Annotated in this window: 15 protein-coding genes and 1 pseudogene; 6 read left to right on the forward strand and 10 right to left on the reverse strand. The window is 55.1% G+C overall.

The window, feature by feature from the left end; translation table 11 throughout:
• Positions 1–389: 389 nt before the first annotated feature.
• The 4 genes from B9L21_RS13505 (at position 390) to B9L21_RS13520 (ending at position 2,642) form a co-directional block, all read left to right on the forward strand.
• Positions 390–1,283: a TIGR01777 family oxidoreductase gene (locus tag B9L21_RS13505; protein ID WP_063166745.1), complete on the forward strand. Its 894-nt coding sequence runs from the start codon at positions 390–392 to the stop codon at positions 1,281–1,283.
• Positions 1,284–1,552: 269 nt separating this feature from the next.
• On the forward strand, positions 1,553–2,107 hold the full coding sequence (locus B9L21_RS13510; RefSeq protein ID WP_063166746.1) for a GNAT family N-acetyltransferase: 555 nt from the start codon (positions 1,553–1,555) through the stop codon (positions 2,105–2,107).
• Between the two features lie 130 nt (positions 2,108–2,237).
• Complete coding sequence (locus B9L21_RS13515; protein ID WP_013146323.1) at positions 2,238–2,366, forward strand: YfhE family protein; 129 nt, start codon at positions 2,238–2,240, stop codon at positions 2,364–2,366.
• Between the two features lie 90 nt (positions 2,367–2,456).
• A complete protein-coding gene (locus B9L21_RS13520) occupies positions 2,457–2,642 on the forward strand; it encodes a YfhD family protein (RefSeq protein ID WP_063166747.1) in 186 nt (61 codons plus the stop codon).
• Between the two features lie 222 nt (positions 2,643–2,864).
• Here the strand turns inward: B9L21_RS13520 and B9L21_RS13525 are convergent, their stop codons facing one another.
• Complete coding sequence (locus tag B9L21_RS13525) at positions 2,865–3,695, reverse strand: glycosyltransferase family 8 protein (RefSeq protein ID WP_063166748.1); 831 nt, start codon at positions 3,693–3,695, stop codon at positions 2,865–2,867.
• A gap of 529 nt (positions 3,696–4,224) precedes the next feature.
• Here B9L21_RS13525 and B9L21_RS13530 point away from each other — a divergent pair.
• Both B9L21_RS13530 and B9L21_RS13535 read left to right on the forward strand, forming a co-directional pair.
• A complete protein-coding gene (locus B9L21_RS13530) occupies positions 4,225–5,406 on the forward strand; it encodes a CaiB/BaiF CoA transferase family protein (RefSeq protein ID WP_063166749.1) in 1,182 nt (393 codons plus the stop codon).
• Positions 5,407–5,507: 101 nt separating this feature from the next.
• Positions 5,508–6,707: an acyl-CoA dehydrogenase family protein gene (locus B9L21_RS13535; protein ID WP_063166750.1), complete on the forward strand. Its 1,200-nt coding sequence runs from the start codon at positions 5,508–5,510 to the stop codon at positions 6,705–6,707.
• Positions 6,708–6,791: 84 nt separating this feature from the next.
• Here the strand turns inward: B9L21_RS13535 and B9L21_RS13540 are convergent, their stop codons facing one another.
• The 9 genes and pseudogenes from B9L21_RS13540 to B9L21_RS13580 all read right to left on the reverse strand — a co-directional run bounded on the left by B9L21_RS13540 (position 6,792) and on the right by B9L21_RS13580 (position 17,441).
• Positions 6,792–7,109, reverse strand: a complete 318-nt coding sequence (locus tag B9L21_RS13540; protein ID WP_063166751.1) for a DUF3870 domain-containing protein — start codon at positions 7,107–7,109, stop codon at positions 6,792–6,794.
• 114 nt (positions 7,110–7,223) lie between these two features.
• The gene (locus tag B9L21_RS13545) at positions 7,224–7,967 is read right to left on the reverse strand and encodes a hypothetical protein (protein ID WP_063166752.1); all 744 of its coding nucleotides are present in this window, start codon (positions 7,965–7,967) and stop codon (positions 7,224–7,226) included.
• Positions 7,960–8,502, reverse strand: a complete 543-nt coding sequence (locus B9L21_RS13550) for an RNA polymerase sigma factor (RefSeq protein ID WP_063166753.1) — start codon at positions 8,500–8,502, stop codon at positions 7,960–7,962. The genes B9L21_RS13545 and B9L21_RS13550 overlap by 8 nt, the downstream gene beginning before the upstream one ends.
• Positions 8,503–8,631: 129 nt before the next feature.
• A complete protein-coding gene (locus tag B9L21_RS13555) occupies positions 8,632–11,241 on the reverse strand; it encodes a DUF2309 domain-containing protein (protein WP_413229278.1) in 2,610 nt (869 codons plus the stop codon).
• A gap of 7 nt (positions 11,242–11,248) precedes the next feature.
• A complete protein-coding gene (locus B9L21_RS13560) occupies positions 11,249–12,751 on the reverse strand; it encodes an NADH dehydrogenase subunit 5 (RefSeq protein WP_063166755.1) in 1,503 nt (500 codons plus the stop codon).
• Positions 12,752–13,084: 333 nt separating this feature from the next.
• A complete protein-coding gene (locus B9L21_RS13565) occupies positions 13,085–13,453 on the reverse strand; it encodes a DUF2294 domain-containing protein (protein ID WP_063166756.1) in 369 nt (122 codons plus the stop codon).
• Between the two features lie 429 nt (positions 13,454–13,882).
• Positions 13,883–15,586, reverse strand: a complete 1,704-nt coding sequence (locus B9L21_RS13570) for an ABC-ATPase domain-containing protein (RefSeq protein WP_063166757.1) — start codon at positions 15,584–15,586, stop codon at positions 13,883–13,885.
• Between the two features lie 136 nt (positions 15,587–15,722).
• A pseudogene (locus B9L21_RS13575) lies at positions 15,723–15,869 on the reverse strand (TipAS antibiotic-recognition domain-containing protein); the annotation flags it as partial.
• Positions 15,870–15,977: 108 nt separating this feature from the next.
• Positions 15,978–17,441 (reverse strand): protein adenylyltransferase SelO, encoded by a 1,464-nt coding sequence (locus tag B9L21_RS13580; RefSeq protein WP_063166758.1) that lies wholly within the window; start codon positions 17,439–17,441, stop codon positions 15,978–15,980.
• Positions 17,442–17,587: the final 146 nt, after the last annotated feature.

The raw sequence follows: 17,587 nt of genomic DNA on the forward strand, positions 1-17,587 counted from the left end.
CAAAGATATTCTAATTTTTCTTTTATGTTACCGAGAGGAATATTGACAAAGTTTTGATTTGTCTTTTTTCCTAGATTAATATTGCGTTGTAATGTTTCCGCATAGCCAATGACAAGTTTGCCAATTTACAATCCGACGTTGTACATGTTCTTGGCAATATGGCACAGTTCTCGAAGAGTCAAGTATTCTTCTTTGGTCAAACCATTTAGCTGTTGTTTGATACAAAAATACATGTTTTCACCTCCCATCTAACTATATGATACTATATTTTACTGAATCTATCCTATTTTCAGCAAAATATAGTTAAGGCGATTCATCTCCCACTTACTCCGCTTCGCTTCGTCGAAGTGGGAGTCTTCTCGCCTAATTAAGATAAAGGAGGAAAAACTGTGCACATTGCCATCAATGGCGGAACCGGGCTCATCGGTCAGGCGCTCGCCCGCTACTTTTCTGAACAAGGGCATGACGTTTATATTTTCACCCGCTCTCCACAGCCTTCTAACGGCAATATCCATTACCTTTCCTTCAACGACAGCCGAAAACCGGACTCCATCGATGTGGCCGTGAACTTGGCCGGCGAGCCGCTCAACCGAAAGCGCTGGACGGCGAAACAAAAAGCCGTGATTGTTGACAGCCGCCTTCAGACTACCGAAGCAATGGTTAAGTATATCCACACGCTATCTAAACGCCCAGCGCTGTTTATTAACGCGAGCGCCATCGGCGTTTACGGCACCTCCGACTCCGCTATGTTCACCGAGCAAACGGACGAGTATGGGGCTGATTTTCTCGCGAAAACGGTCCGAGCGTGGGAAGCAGCGGCCCGTCCAATCGAACAGCTCGGCATCCGCACCGTCTACGCCCGGTTTGGCGTCGTCTTCGCCCGCCACGGCGGCGCCTTGCCGATGATGGTCATGCCTTACCGTTTGTTCATCGGCGGCCGGGTCGGCAGCGGACGGCAATGGCTGTCATGGATTCATCTTAAGGACGTCGTCCGTGCAATCGCTTATACCATCGAACATGACAAGCTGTCGGGTCCGGTCAACTTCACCGCGCCCCATCCGGTGCAAATGGACGAGTTCGGTCGTACGGTCTCCCGCCTGCTTCGCCGCCCGCACTGGCTTCCGGTTCCTGCGGCAGCACTTCGCCTTCTCCTCGGCGAAATGAGCATGCTTGTTACGGACGGGCAACGCGTCATTCCAGAAAAGCTGCTGCAAGCCGGGTTTCGCTTTTCATTTCCAACGTTAGAAGATGGTCTCACGGATTTGTTTTTGCCGCAAAGCTGACAAAAAATATCCAAAAAAAATTAACAAAAAAGCAATTCCCTTTTTACATCTAATCGTGTATGATAAAGAAGACCTCAGGGCAGTTGTTGTTTATAACCGCATACGGATAGGAATAAAGGGAAGGCAAATGGTGCGCCACCAGCGCTCGCGCTGGTTCTAGTGGGTTCGATTCCCACCCCGAAATTTTTTTAATGAAGTTTTAATAAAAAAATTTCGAGGGTGGTTTCCTGCTAGGAGGCTGCCCTCGGTATCCAAAGGAGGGATTGGCCATGCTGAAAAAACGCGAGCTGCAAGACTGCCATGCGCTGTATGAGCTGATGGTGCACCCGGATGTCTTCCCTTTTGTGCGCCAGAAAGCCGGCTCGTACGAAGAGTTTTTGTTTATGACGAAACAGCTCATTGAAGCGGAAGAACGCGGCGAGCTCATTTCGCGCACGATCTTGGACGAATGGGGAAACCCGATCGGCACGATCAGCCTCTTTGATATCGAAGATGGCGCCGGCTTTTTAGGGACGTGGCTTGGCAAACCGTACCACGGGCTCGGCTACAACCGGCGCGCCAAAGAGGCGTTTTTCCATGAACTATTTTATGAACTTTCCATCGAAACGGTATTTTTGCGCATCCGCAAAGTCAATGTTCGCTCGATTAAAGCGGCGGAAAAGCTGCCATATGTGGCGCCAGCCAATGAAACGCGGCGGGCGCTGCTCGAGCAAATCGGGGCGGACGTGTACAATTTGTATGAAATTACGAAAGACAACTATACGCTTTATACGATGCGCCATCCCTCCTTCACACTTGAAGAGGAACAACGAAAAGAGGCGTAAGCGCGGGAGGCCGCATGACGATCCAAAAAGAGGCTGTCCGTCCGGACATCCTCTTTTTTATGCATAAAAGCGGCTCATATCGTCCAAAATGGAACTGAAGGAATATTGATGCAAAGCGAGGGAACGAGCGATGGCGGAAAAACGAAAACGCGAAAAAGCAAAACATACGCTGACAAGCGCCCAGGAAGTGAGCTATGCCCGCGATTTTAAAATGGCCGACCAAGCAGGCGGGTATACGGCTAAAAAGGCGCGCCATTAGAAACGATTGCTATTTATACAACCGCTTTGTCCTTGCCATCCTAATGAATGAATCGTACGATTCACCACTTTTCGATAGGGGGCATGGACGATGGGCCGATCTCGCGGACAACGGGCACGTGACAAAAACAAGGCGACTTTGCCGCAGGTGCCGAAACAACTGAAATCCGACGGCATTGACGTCGAGTATTCCGAAGAATTTGCCGACCATGAAGACCTCGAGGCGCAAGCGCGCGCTGCAGCAGCTGGCATCCGCCGGCAAGAACGCAAACGGTAACCGAACAGGGTGTCCCGCTTAACGGGGCACCTTTTCCTATGACGTGGGCACTTTGTTGACATGCAGACGTTTTGCGGATCATCCCCTATGCCCGAAAGCAAACCATACGATCTTTTCTCCTTAGCGATTCATTTGCCGCGTGCCTGCCATTCCCCTTCCGCCCTCGCTGGCAGTCAGAAACGTTCCTTTGGAATTGAAGATCACTCCCATTGTCTCAACCGGTTACACTATCGTTTCCCCTTCCAACTCGAGCATTTGGCTGTATCGCCTGTAAAACAGTCCGAGCTCCCCTTTGTAATTAGGCTTCCATGGTTTTTCTTTACCGCAATAATGAATGAAGACCGTATGCTCCTCAATCCAAGACAAGTCATGCTTTGGATTCGGCAACAGCTGTAAAAGGTCATAGTAACGGGCATCGTAATTGTAGCGGTAGCCGTCGACCGGTTTGATTTTGTCCCAATACAGCCCGTTAAGCACGTCTTGATCCGGGAGGACAAGCTTAAACCGGTTGTCGCGAATGAACTGGTAAATCTCCTCTAGCCGGACGTGTTGCCGCATCATCGCTATATCCATCATCATTACGCCTGTGTTGAAATAGCCTTTGGCATTCGGCGTCTTTAACCGAAGTTTGTTGAACAAGTTGGCCACTTTCGTGGAATGTGTATGTTCGGCAGCGATAAACCAATTCCCTTCAAAATCCATCTCATACAACTCATCGATCGGGTTAATGGCGACAATATCCGGGTCAAGGTACAATACACGCTCGACATCCGAAGGCAGAAACAAATGGGCCGCCAGCCGGTAATACATCTCGGCCGTATAGTGGCGAAACACCGGAGCGTCATGAAACAGTTGCGGGTCGACATAAATCGGCACCAGTTCATGCCCTTGCTTGCGCACGAAATCACTAAGCGCCCGGATCTCCTCCTCCGCAATGCGCGAATAAAGCAAATAAAACGTAAACGGGCGCCGATTATTGCAAAATAACGAACGCATGAGCACTTTCAACGGCGGAAGATAATTAGCGTCTGTCGTCACTAAAATGCGGAACATGCACCATCACTTCCTTTGCGTCATCGTTTCCCCTTTCTTTACAATTATATATAGATACAGGCGAATGTTGCGCGCTTTTGGTCTCAGCCAGCGATGTTTTCTTGCCGCCCGCTGCAATCGGCCGCCTCTCCTTTTGTTTGAAAAAGGGGATCAACTCCTATGCCGTCAGCACAGTGAAACGCATCTTTGCTGTCTCCCTAACCAATTTTGCCGTCACATATTTTCCAGGATTAATATTTAGACTATTTACAATTATCCAATAAAATTTTATAATAACGATAGCGAGCTGTCTCCTGCCAGCTTGGCCGCTTGTGCAGACCAGACGGCCGCGCCATCTGTTCGTCCCGCTGCCTATCAGGCAACGTCGGTTGACTGCGTTCATTTTCATATCACCGTCACCAAAAAAGAACTGTGCGGTCTGACGGCATCTCCGCGCCGGGATGCCCCCTCAGTCCGCTTGAGCCGGTTCCTGTTTCGCACTTTTTGCAAGGAACCGGCTTTTTGCATGTGAAAGAAAGGAGGGAATCCGATGGGAGGAGCGCTCGATGGCGTGCGTGTTCTCGACCTGTCACGCGTGTTGGCCGGTCCATACGCGACGATGATTTTAGGCGATTTAGGGGCCGATGTCATCAAAATCGAGGCGCCTGGCGGATCGGATGACACCCGGTTTTGGGGGCCGCCGTTTCAAAATGGCATGAGCGCTTACTATACAGCCGTCAATCGCAATAAGCGGAGCATGACCGTCGATTTAAAAACGGAGGAAGGGAGAAAAACGGTCTTCCGCCTGGCGGAAACAGCCGATGTCGTCATCCACAATTTCAAAACCGGAACGATGGACAAATGGGGGCTTGGCTATGAAGCGCTGTCCCGGCTGAATCCGCGCCTCATCTATTGCTCGATCACCGGGTTCGGCGAAACCGGGCCGCTTGCCCCGCTCGCCGGCTACGACTACATCATTCAAGCGATGAGCGGCTGGATGAGCATTAACGGCGCCCCGGACACCGGTCCGCTTAAGGTCGGCGTAGCCGTTACCGATGTATTTACCGGCCTGTACGCTGCCATCGCCATTGAAGCGGCGTTGCTTGCCCGCGAAAAAACGGGACGCGGGCAAAAAATCGACCTATCGCTCTTTGACTGCGCGATCGGCGCGCTGGTCAATGTCGCCGCCAATTACTTATTATCCGGCGACGTTCCAAAGCCGCTTGGTAATGAACATCCGAACATCGTTCCGTATTCAACGTACGAGGCAAGTGACGGTCCGATCGTCATCGCTATCGGCAATGACCGGCAGTTTCAAGCGCTTTGTTCATTATTGTCCGACCGTTCGATCGGGGCCGATCCGCGCTTCCAGACGAACCCGGGCCGCGTCGCCCACCGCGACGAACTCAACCGGCGGCTGAACGAGGAGATCAAACAACGGACGCGGGCGGAATGGCAGCGCCTGCTCGCTGAGAAAGGCATCCCGTGCGGCCCGGTGCAGACGCTGGACGAACTGTTTCGCCATCCGCAAACGGCAGCGCGCGAAATGACAGTCACCATGCACCATCCGACCGTCGGTCCGCTCCCGCTTGTCGCCAGTCCGCTCAAGCTATCCGGAACACCCGTATCCTACCGGCTGCCGCCGCCGCTCGCCGGCGAGCATAACGGCGAAGCCGAAATCGGATGGCGAAACGGGCACGCGCCCCAAAGCGGACAGAACGAATCGCCATGACCAATGGAGAATCACTGCTTCTTGCAGCGGCTGGCGCCCGCAAGCGCTGACTTATACAATCATCTTTCACCAACAAATTCATGCATAGGGGGATCAAAACGATGATGAACTTCGACTTTACACCGGAACAAGAGATGTTGCGGCAAACGGTGCGCAAGTTTGTCGACAAAGAAATTATGCCGTATATCAAAGAATGGGATGAGCGCGGCGCATTTGACCGCAACATTTTCAAACGGCTCGCCGAGCTCAATTTAATGGGCGTCTGCATTCCGGAGCAATATGGCGGCATGGGGATGGACTACAACTCGCTCGCCATCGTCTGCGAAGAGCTCGAGCGCGGCGACACCGCCTTCCGCACCGCCGTCTCGGTTCACACCGGGCTCAACAGCTTAACGCTGCTGCAATGGGGAACGGAAGAACAAAAACAAAAATATCTCGTCCCGCAAGCCCGCGGGGAAAAAATCGGCGCGTTTGGCCTGACCGAACCAAACGCCGGCTCGGACGTCGCTTCGATTCAAACGACCGCTGTCCGCGATGGCGATGACTATATTTTAAACGGACAAAAAACGTGGATTTCCCTTGCTGATATCGCCGATCATTTCCTCGTATTCGCCTATACGGATAAATCGAAAAAGCATCGCGGCATTTCCGCTTTTATCGTTGAACGGACAATGCCCGGCTTTTCGTCGCGCCCGATTAAAGGGAAGCTTGGCATCCGCTCCGGCAACACAGGCGAGCTGTTTTTTGACAACGTCCGCGTCCCGAAAGAAAACTTGCTCGGCGAGGAAGGTGAAGGGTTCAAAATCGCCATGTCCGCGCTTGACAACGGCCGCTTCACCGTCGCTGCCGGCGCCGTCGGCCTCATTATGGCGTGCTTGGAAGCGAGCGTCAAATATTGTCATGAACGAAAAACGTTCGGCAAAGAAATCGGCCGCCATCAACTCGTTCAGCAAATGATCGCCCGCATGGAAGCCGGCCTGCAAATCAGCCGCCTGCTCGTCTACAAAGTCGGATTTTTGAAAAACGAAGGCCGCCGCTGCACGCGGGAAACATCGCTCGCCAAATGGATCGCCTGCGACTACGCCAACCAAGCGGCCGATGACGCCGTTCAAGTCCATGGCGCTTATGGCTACTCGAACGAATATCCGGTCGAACGCTACTTGCGCAACTCAAAAGCGCCGGTCATATACGAAGGCACGCGCGAAATTCATACGATCATGCAGGCGGAGTATGTGCTTGGCTACCGCGAGGACAAACCGCTGCGCAAAACATTGCCGGCATGGCGGCCAGACGAGGACTAAAACAACGGCGAAACAACGGCGGCCCCATCTCGCCGCCGCGCGCAAAAACGCGGCTGTCCTCATCCGTCGATGAGGAGCAGCCGCCTATTGTTCTTTCTCGTCCATTTTGCAAAATTGTTTGTACAAATCTTTCAGCGCCGCACAAAGAGCGGAATGCGCTTTGCCTAAATACCCCTCGTCAAGCTCAGCCAACAGCTCGTCAATGCCGTCGCGCAGCGAATGGCCGCGAAGCAGCCGGGCGACATAGTCGCGCCCGTGTTCAGTGGCAAGGGTGCACGACGCCTCAACGATCACTCCGTACTTTTTATCAATTTCCGCCGTAATCGTTAACGTATCGTAAAGGCTTTTCGCCGCCATTCCGGCTGGCAGTCGCGCATGGCCGGCGATAAACTGTGTTTTCATCCGCTCTCCCTCTTTCCTTCTCGCCTGATGTTTCCTGCGTCATCTGCTATGTTATTTCGCTGCCCCGTGCCGTTTTCCCTGCCTTTTTGTTGACAATTGGCTGAGGACGAAGGGTTATTCCTCCTGTAGCTGATCGATCATGCGGAACTGCTTTACCATATAGTCAAACCGGGCGCCATGCCCTTCGCTCGCTTCAACAAAATACCGTTGCTCAATAATAAACGCGCCGCCTTTTCCGTTTGGAACAACATAATATTTAACGACTTCGTCATTCCACTGATGCCCGGCTTCCCCGTGAATCACATAGCCATCCACCGGTTCGTTCACTTTTCCGGTTTGAATGATGACCGGGTATTTCTCCTTTACTTCCTGCTCTAGCTCGACGGCCACCATCTCTGGGGATCGGTCCGTCACTTGACGAATTTCCATATATACCGGCGGAATGTTGGCGCCCCCTTGATGAAGCGGCACAATCCGGTCGTACCCGTTCTTTGTTTCAAGCCGGTACATACTTTCATCGATGTAAATGATATAGCCGGCTTTCCCTTCGTTCAACGTCACCTCTTTTTGTTCCTTTTGGCCTTCTATTTCCTCCGTGATCACTTTTTTCGAGGCAAACCATTGCCTCACTTGATCAATCGCCGCCTGGCCAGGGGCGGTGAACAAAAATGCCAGCACAACCGTTGCCGCCACGGAAGCCATCGGCCATACCCACCTGCCTACACGGCGGCGTTTCCGTCGCTCTTTTACCATACGGGAGCGAAGATGCACCCATACATCCTCTTTCTGCTCCGCTGCCTCATCCGTTCCGTACAGCAACGCCGTTTGGATCATTTCGTCCCATTTCCGCTCATCCATTTGTCGCACCCCTTTCCTCCTCCATTTTCATCCATTTCATTAGTTGGCTGCGCGCTTTAAACAGCCGCGATTTTACAGTATTGACGTTTAAATCGAGAATGTCGGCGATTTCCTCATCGGTGAATCCTTGCAAATATTTCAGCACTATAGGAATACGCTGCTTTTCCTTCAACCGCCCGATCGCTTTGTACAGCTCTTCATACTGTGCAAACGCGTAACGCTCTTCATACGACAGAAAACCGGCAGCTCCCATCTCCTCGCTCAAGATGGCAACAGCGCGCTGTTTTTTCATAAACCGCCGGCATTCATTGATCAAAATGCGGTAAAACCATGGCCGAAACGGCCTAGAGGGGTCAAAGCGCCCGATATGGTCATAGACGCGGATAAACGTTTCCTGTACAGCATCCGCCGCGTTCGCACTGCTTCCGGTCACCGCTGCTGCCACGCGCAAAGCATATTCTGCGTAAAGCTGATACAATTCAGCGAATGCTCCTTCATCGCCGTGCCGAATCCGCTCGATCAGCTCCCTCTCCATCTCTCCACCTCCCGAAAAGGGGTTTTCACTTTATATACCCGCGATAGCGGCCAAACGTTTTTCTTTTTTATAAAAAAAGCCGCTTGCTTCGTAAACCGGGCAAGCGGCGATGATTTTCCTAATTCACATTTAGCGTGGCTGCACCGATAAGGCGCGAGCGCTCTCCCATTTCACCCACGCCCCACTATGCGGATCGATGGAGGCAAGGCGGAGCCAACCGTTTTCAACTTTTTGGCGAAAGTCGCCGTTTTCGCTGAGCAACCGTTCGATATAATAAGACGGCGCCTCAATAATGACGAGCAGGCGGAGCGGAGAATGGAACAGCTCGCGGTCAGATGCCGCCACCGACTGCCACGGCAAGCCGGTCAGCAGATCGCTTCCGTTCCCTTGCATGACGCCGATGCCGCCTGTAACCGTCTGGGTCGTTTTATCGCCGCTTCCGTAGTAGTGCGGCGCGACAGTTGACGCGTAATATTGCAAATTGATCCACTGACCGACGGTCGCCGGCCCGGCGATAATGCCGGCCAACGCTTCACCGGTCGGATCCTCGCGCCAATCGTAGCTATGCAAAAACACTCTTCCGTCCAAATGGACACCTTTTGTTAACGCCCTCCGGCCAATGAAAAAGGCGGTGTTTCCGGCTAATCCCCATTCCGGACGAACTTCGCTCCAGTCAACCGCGCGGCGCTGCGCTTCTGCCACCGGGTCGTGCGGCATGCCGCCAACATGCGGCAGCTTCGCCATCCGCTCAGCGTTCGCATGACGGCTCACACCGCCGAGGACCCGCTTGAGTTGGTCAAACGACCGCTGAGCCGCTTCTGATAACGGCGGCACCTCCAACCAGCGCAGTTCGTCAACGGTCGTGATATGTTCCGCAGCGACAAACACCGTCTCCTCCGGAATGACTATTCCCTCTTTTGCCAGCTCGGCTCGCACGCTAGGCAAATTCGCCAATGCGGTAAACACGCGGGCGTTAAATGCTCCGGCGGCACCGCCGCACGCTCCGCAGTCAAGCGCCGAGGCGTACGGGTTGTTTGCCGTTTCGCTTTCGTGGCCGCAAACGACGACAAGGGGGGCAAACGAGGACGTCAGGCCGATGTTGACAAGCAGTTGCTTAACATATTGGACTTGCTCCTCTTTTGTCAAACCGACCGGCAGTCCGGCCGCTTCGTCCCCGCTATGGCGATGGAGCGACAACATCGTTTTTGGTTTTTGTTCCGTCGTCGTTTCAGCGCGGCGAATCACCCGCCCGGCCCAAGCTGGCGCTGCGCTCCGAGCGAGCGTATGCAAGCCGAGCCATGGCCCGCTCATTTCCGGAAGCAATAAGCCGGCCAATATGTGCTGCTTGATTTTTTTAAACGTTTCACCGACAAAGCGAAGCGCATCGCGCCGGCGGCGATAGGGTTTGGCTTCCTCTTGATCCGCCGTTTCGCGAATTTCATGCTGGGGCGCGACGATCGCCGGGCACGATGGGTGGGCATCATCGCTGTCAAGCGCGCGCGTCTGAATCGGCAAGCCAAAAAAGCCGGCACATCCGTATGTTTCAAACGGCCCAGCTGCTTCCAAATGCCGGCGAAACGGCTCGGAACGAACGTCAATACAAAACAGCAGCTGAGCTGCGGCCCGCTCTGGTTCGCTCACCGGACGGCGCGTGGACACCGCCTCTTTCAGCCTTGCTTCATCCGTATCTTCCCACGCCTCAAGCCAAAGGTGACGGCGGTCAATCCGCCAAAAGCGATCCGCAAAAGCCAGGCGGGCTTGTTGTTCGTCCGGCCGCAAGCGCCGCCAGTCTTCCGGCGCCATTCCGGCCCAATGAAACCAAGCGGCCAACAACGGAAGAACATCGTTCCGATCTCCGTTTTCTTCCTCGCCTAACGGCAAATGCGGGGCGGCAAGCGCCCACTCGAGCGAGAGCCGGACAGCTAAATAACCGATCAATCCATCCACCTCATCGCCTGCTTGACGCGATCGCCACACTGTCATGCCGGCCCAGCCAGGCAGCGCCAGCAAATGCGCCTCCACATACGCCACTGCGTCTTCGTCCTGCACCCCCAGTTTTTCAAGCGCCTGGCGCAGCGCCTCATTTGGATCGTGCGGCCAATCGGAAAGCCGCTTCCGTTCATCTTTCGAAAGCGCTGGGTCCGCGGCGGCAAGCTGGCGCCATGCCTGATAAAAACCGCGCTCACGATGCGGAAGCGTCCATGACGCCCCGCTTTCATCATAAAACAGCTTGCACCACTTGATCATCTGTTGATCAAGCCGTTCGGCGATGTTGCCCAACCGTGCGCTGACCGGCCGGACAGCCGTCAGACGCAGCTGCGTTGCCTCCGCCAACGGTACCAGCTCCGCAAGACCAAACGCTTCCTCCGGCACCGTGTCGTTCCAAAGGAGGGCGCGGCAAAGCCGTTCCGCTTCGTGGCGCGGCGCCGGAAGCGGCTGTTTGTCAAGCCAGCGCTGCAGCCGTTGCTCAACGAACGAAAGATCGATCTCTCCTTTGGCCAACGCTGTATGGAACACGGCCATCGGCGGATACAAGTCGATCCCATACACTTGTTGCAACCGATCGGCTGCATCGGCAAACCGTTCCCTTTCAAACCCCATCCACGGATGGCGGGCGATAAATGCCGAAATCGGCCAAAGCGGGGCAATCGCCTTTGCCGCCTCTTTGACCATGTCAGCGAGCGGGCGGCCTTGCACGCGATCCCGCTTGAATACTCCAACCGTTCGCTCAATCGGCATCGCACTTTTATTCATGAGCCATTCCCTCCTTCATATAGGATGCCAAGTAATGCGGATGCGTCTCCATTGCCGCTAGGCGCGGCTCTCCAAGGTGAACGAGCCGCATATACAAACGAATGGCAAGCGCTGACGTGCGCTCGTTCGCGATCCAATAGGCAGCGAGCGCCGCCGCGGCGAATAACATGCCTGCCATCCATTCGAACGGAGCAGTCGGAATGAACACGGATGCTCCCCCTTCACCGAAGAGCGCCATAAACTCATGGCGCACCGTTTCCGAAACAAACGCCAAGGCGGCGACAACAGCGAAGCCAAGCCAGCGGCCTTCGCGAAAGTCGGCGAGCCGTCCCCAGGCGACCGCCGCCGAAGCGCCAAGCAGGAGCGCACTTAACAAGCGAGCCGGTTCACCGGGAGCTGCAAACCAAAAGGCTGCCCCAAGCAGTGCGCCGACGACCATGCTGCCCCGCCATGAACCTCCCGCTTTTCGATATCCCGCCCGGCCCACTCGCGGGACGACCGAACCGGACTGCAGAAAAAGCGTCGCTTTAAACAACCCGTGCAGCACTAAATGCACAACCGCCGCCCCATAAGCGCCAAGGGCGCATTGCACAAGCATGACGCCCATTTGCGCCATCGTTGACGCGACAAGCTGGCGCTTATAGTCAACATGCACCAAGCTGATCCCGGTTCCGATCAAAATTGAGAAAAAGGCGATCATAAACAGTGCTACATGCGCCTCCGTCCCACTAAAAAGCGGAGAAAAACGCCAAAGCAACAGCCCGCCGGCATTGACGAGCCCGGCATGCATGACCGCCGACACCGGTGTCGGTGTTACTGCCGATTCCATCAGCCAGCGGTGAAACGGCCATTGTCCAGCCGGGATGATCGCCGCCAAAATAAGCAGCCCGTTCATCACTGCCTTCTCCCAGGCACCTAGACGTGCAAGGTGCTCCACTGACAGCGCCGAAGCAAGACGCCATTCGCCGGTCGCCGCCCCAAGCCACCCAACTACAACGGCGACAGCCAGCCAACTGATGCCAAATACCGCGGCCATCTGTCGGGCGACGAACCGAGCGGGCCCCCACTCTTTTTTCAACCCGGTTAATGCTACAAGGCCGATCAACGGCAGCCCCCAGCATATGACCATCAAACGCAAGTCACCGCCCGCCCATGTGAGTGAAGCGGCAAAGGCGGTCCAAGTCAACAGCGAAAAATAAAGCCGATACGCACGGTCGCCATGCAAATAACGGATCGCAAACCGTTGAATCGCCCAGCTAAGGAGCGAAATATAGACACCAGCCAGCCAGGTGACCGTATCAAATCGCCATATCCCGACTTCCACGGCACCAGCGCCGATCCATCCCGACAGCGCTGCCGCCCCCGGCAGAAGCAACAGCCAGACGTGTACGTGCACATACCGCTCCGGCACGCGCGGAAATAGCCATACGATCGCGCTGGCAAACACAATCGCCACCGCTGCCAGCCAGCCCCATACGAACCATTCAAGCTCCATAAACATCTCCTCCCTCATCCGCTTGCTTTTTCACGGGAGAAAAAGAAAAAACCGGCTATGTCAATCAAGCAAGGCGGCCGAAAAAAGGCCGTTCCATTGCCTATAGATTGCCCATAGCCGGTTTATCTTCAACCAATCACTGATGGACTGTTTGAAGATCTCCCGTCGTTAGTTGTGCAACGGACATCGGTCGGTTTCCCTTCAACGAACCTAAGCAGATGTAGGTTTTTTGAAGGGCTCCCGACAATAACGTCCTCTTTATTTATTCTATACTTACTGTATAAAAGTTGTTTCAATTATACAACAATTCCGCCAGCCTGTCATCTGAAAAATTTATTTCGCCAGCTGTTTTTCCAAATCGTTGAACAGTTTAAAGACGATAATCCGCTCGCCTGTCCGCGTGCTTAAATCAGTATGAAAACTTTTCACCCGTTCACCGGTAATTTCCAAAATCATCTCTTTTAAGTCATCGACCCCTGATTCGACCAAACTCGTCCGCGACCGCTTCACGGCGAGCATCCCTTCCTTTGACTCACAAAGGGTGTATTCGGCAGGCGTCAAAATGCCATGCAAGGAAACGATAATCATATCGCGCAAAATATCGGTTTTGACAGACACCGAGCCGCGGCCGAGAAAATCTTTTTCCCATTTTGTTAGCGCCTTGCTGATTTCGGATTCGATCCAGCCTTTGGATTTGTTCATGCCCCGATCCCCCTCTAGCCAACCGGCAGCCTCTTTGCCGCCCTCCGCCGCGTTGCACTGATAAACATAATTATAACGATAATCGGCGGATGACGCTAGAGCAAAATCGCAGGAGCGCCGTCAGAAAGCGAATTCAATCGCTTGTTTGCCGCTTCTTAGCCCCATCGCGTTAGGGGCGGCTTGTTGTCCCGTCCATCGAAACGAACTGGCCTGAATGGACTGCCTGTCTTGCTTGCACTGGCACACTGTCACCATCATCGGGAGCGATGCGCTTGTTTCCATCGATCAGCGGTCGCAGGCATCTTTTCATCTCCTTATGTTGATGATATCATGATGCCTGCTTTCATCCCGTCCCTAAAGGAATGGGCTTTCCCGCCCACGGGTCTGGAAGGAAAACCACGCCCCTTTCTCCTGCCATCGTGCCTGCCGTTATTGGCTGCACCGGAGCGTCCGCAGCCGATTGAGCGCCGCCGCCAGCTCGAAGCGGCGCGGGCGGGCGAACTCGCCGGGATGGCCGTTGCGCAAAGAAATCGAGCCAAGCCCATGTCGGTCCCACCGTTCCTCGATGGCATCAAGCAGTTGGCGGACGGTTTTCTTTCCGTCGAACCATCCTTTTCGTTCCATATACAGCAGCGCCGCGGCGATCGCTCGCGTCTGGCTGTCGTCAACAAGCTGCTCGAGCGCATACAACAGCACGTCCGTCAGCCCGTATTGAATGACATGGCGACCGCGCGCGGCCGCTTTCGCTTTCTTTCCTTTTTGGCTGTTTAAGCTCTCCGGCAGCGGAATGCGCTCACGAATGCGGCCAAACGACGCTCCGCCTTCCGCTTTCCGCCCCGATGGCATCTTGGCCGCGATCTGTTTCGCTTCACTGGTCACATCGGATGGAGCATACTGTTCCATTTTGATCACACAATCGGCAATCTCAAAATAATCCCCTAACCCTCCGACGACCAGAACGGTGGAAATGCCGTAGTCGTGAAACAGCTGGCGGGCTTTGTCGATATACGGGGTGATCGGCTCGGCTTCTTTCGCGATGAGCGCCTGCATGCGCGCGTCGCGCATGAACAAATTGGTAGCGCTCGTATCTTCGTCAATCAAAAACGCCGACGCCCCCGCTTCGATCATTTCGATCATGCTCGCGGCTTGCGAGGTGCTGCCGCTCGCGTTTTCCGTCGAAAAGCGCGTCGTCTCCTTGCCGTACGGCAGCGTGCCGATAAACGGGGAAATATCGACATTGGCCACGCTGCGACCGTCCTCAGCGCGAATTTTCACCGCCCCGCTGTCGGTGATGACAAACTCCCGGCCATCGCCGGCGATATGATCATACACACCGTGCTCTAACGCCTGAAGCAGCGTCGATTTTCCGTGGTAACCGCCGCCGACAATGAGCGTGATCCCCTTTCGGATGCCCATGCCTTTGATCGGTTCGGTGCGATGCGGCACCGGAATCGCCACTTCGAGCTCCGGCGGGCTTTGAAACGGCACCGCGCCGCGCCGCAGCGGCTTGTCGCTCACCCCGCTTTCGCGCGGCAAAATCGCGCCGTTGGCGACAAACGCCACCAATCCGTGCTCATGCAAATAGCGGCGGATGGCGTGCTGTTGATCGGCCAGTTCAACCGCCGGGCGGATATCCTCTTCACGAAGGCCGTACACCGCCCGCTCGATCACGGCTGGAATTTGTTCGAAAAAGATGCCCTCGGCTTCCTTCGCTAAGATGCGCCGCCCGTTGGCCGGCAAGCCAACCGATAAACAAATGGTGATCGTCTCATCGGTGATGTGCACCGCCGTTCGCTCGAGCACCTTCTGCCCGGGCGCATCGATCGACACGAGCCCGCTTTTTCCCGACCCGCGCGCCCGCGCCGGCCATTGCCGCAGTTCGTGATGAACGCGGCGCACTAGCACATCTTCGCAACGGACGCGGCGCGGTTTCGTATTCGTCCACTCCGATGTCAACACCGTCTTCACCCGCGGCACGATCACCCGAATTTTTGACGGTTCCGCAAACGGGTCGCCTTGCACATGGTCAATCGCCAGGGTAAATGCCGGAAAGGAATACTCCCCCTCAATCGCTTTGTACGCCTTATATCCCTTTTGATCAATGGCCCGCAGTCGTTGTCTGAGCGCCTCCATTGCATCCACTCCTTCCTTTCACTGTTCACCGAGGGCTCCTTTATGCACCACTTTGATTGTACCGCAAACCGAACGCCTTCATCCAGAACCGTCAAAAACGGCGGCTCGCCTATTCTTCGGGCGGGCCGCCTGCCGCTTACCGGTCTTTCATCCCCGTATAGATCCAAATCGCTTCTTTGAGAAACTCAGCCGCTCCCGGATGCACTTGGTCATAATACGCTTTGAACCGTTCGTCCTCGACATACAGGCGCGCCAGTCCGGCATGCGCTTCCTCGGAATAATGCATGCACGGTGTACTCGATATTCCTCACCTCCCTATGGATGACGATACACCTTGACGCAACGTCAACGTAAAGAGGAAAATGAAAAAAAGGGCTCCCAAGGGCCCTTTTCACGTCCCACAAAACGTCCGGTACGGCCGGTCGGACGGCGGCGGCAGTTCCGCGTACTCGGCTTGTTCCGGCGAATAAGCGTACGGATCGGCCAGCGCTTCGAGGAAACGCTCCATCACGCTGTAGTCGCCGCAATTGACCGCGGCGGCCAATGCCTCTTCAACCCGATGGTTGCGCGGAATGACGGCCGGATTATGGCGGCGCATCCGTTCATACGCTTCTTCCCGCGAAACCGCTTCTTGGCTGAGCCTCGTTTGCCAGCGCTCGTGCCACTCGCGAAACTCGGAAGCGTCAAAGAGCGCCATTCCGATGTACTCGCCTAACGTCAACGCCCGGAACGTGTTCGTATAGTCAGCGCGGTATTCTTCCATCAGCCGCAATAAATCGGCGATAAGCTCGCCATCCCCCGCTTGCGCTTCAGCCAAACCGAGTTTCGCTCTCATCCCGTCGAGCCAATGACGATGGTACAACGTCGGATATTGATCGAGCGCTTCCTGCGCCAACGCCACCGCCTTTTCCTCATCCTCATCCAGCAGCGGCAGCAAGCTCTCCGCCAATCGAGCTAAGTTCCAGCCCCCGATATACGGCTGATTGCCGTACGCATACCGCCCTTCCGTATCGATGGAGCTGAACACCGTCTTCAAGTCATACGTGTCCATAAACGCGCATGGCCCGTAATCGATCGTTTCCCCGCTGATCGTCATGTTATCGGTGTTCATCACCCCGTGGACGAAACCGACCAGCTGCCATTGGGCGATCAATGCCGCCTGCCGGGCGATGACTTGTTCAAGCAAAAACAAATAGCGGTTTTCAGCCTCTTCAAACCGAGGGAAATGCCGCTCAAGCGCGTAATCGGCCAACGCGCGCAGCTCTTCTTTCGTCCCCCATTGCGCCGCGTATTGGAACGTCCCGACACGCAAATGGCTCGACGCCACACGCGTTAAAATCGCCCCAGGCAGTTCGGTTTCCCGCCGAATCGTCTCTCCCGTTGTCACGACCGCCAGACTGCGGGTCGTCGGAATGCCAAGGGCGTGCATCGCCTCGCTCACGATGTACTCCCGCAGCATCGGCCCGAGCGCCGCCCGCCCGTCGCCGCCGCGCGAATACGGCGTCCGGCCCGAGCCTTTCAGCTGAATATCCACCCGCTTGCCGCTTGGGGTGACATGCTCGCCGATGAGCACCGCCCGTCCGTCGCCAAGCATCGTGAAATAGCCGAACTGATGCCCGGCATACGCCTGCGCCAGCGGCTCAGCCCCGTCCGGAATCCGATTTCCCGCCAGCACCGCCACCTCTGCGTCGCTTCGCAATGCTTCTTCATTCAACCCAAGTTCTGCCGCAAGCGGCCGGTTGAGCACCGCCAGTTCCGGCGCGCGCACCGGCGTGGGGAGAACGCGGCTGAAAAAGCGTTCCGGCAGCCTTGCATAACGGTTGTCAAACGTCCACCCCGCATCCAATTTGATCATCTCCTTTTTTCGGCCAAGCTATGGTTTTATTGTATGGTAAAACCGGCGGCATAATAAATCGAAAACACGCGGTTCGCCCCAAAAATTCGACCGCCCTGTTTCGACGAAACCCGCCATCTTTTCTCTTTCGCTTCTGTTCCGTTTCG

The organism is Geobacillus uzenensis (assembly GCF_002217665.1).
Lineage (GTDB): Bacteria > Bacillota > Bacilli > Bacillales > Anoxybacillaceae > Geobacillus > Geobacillus subterraneus.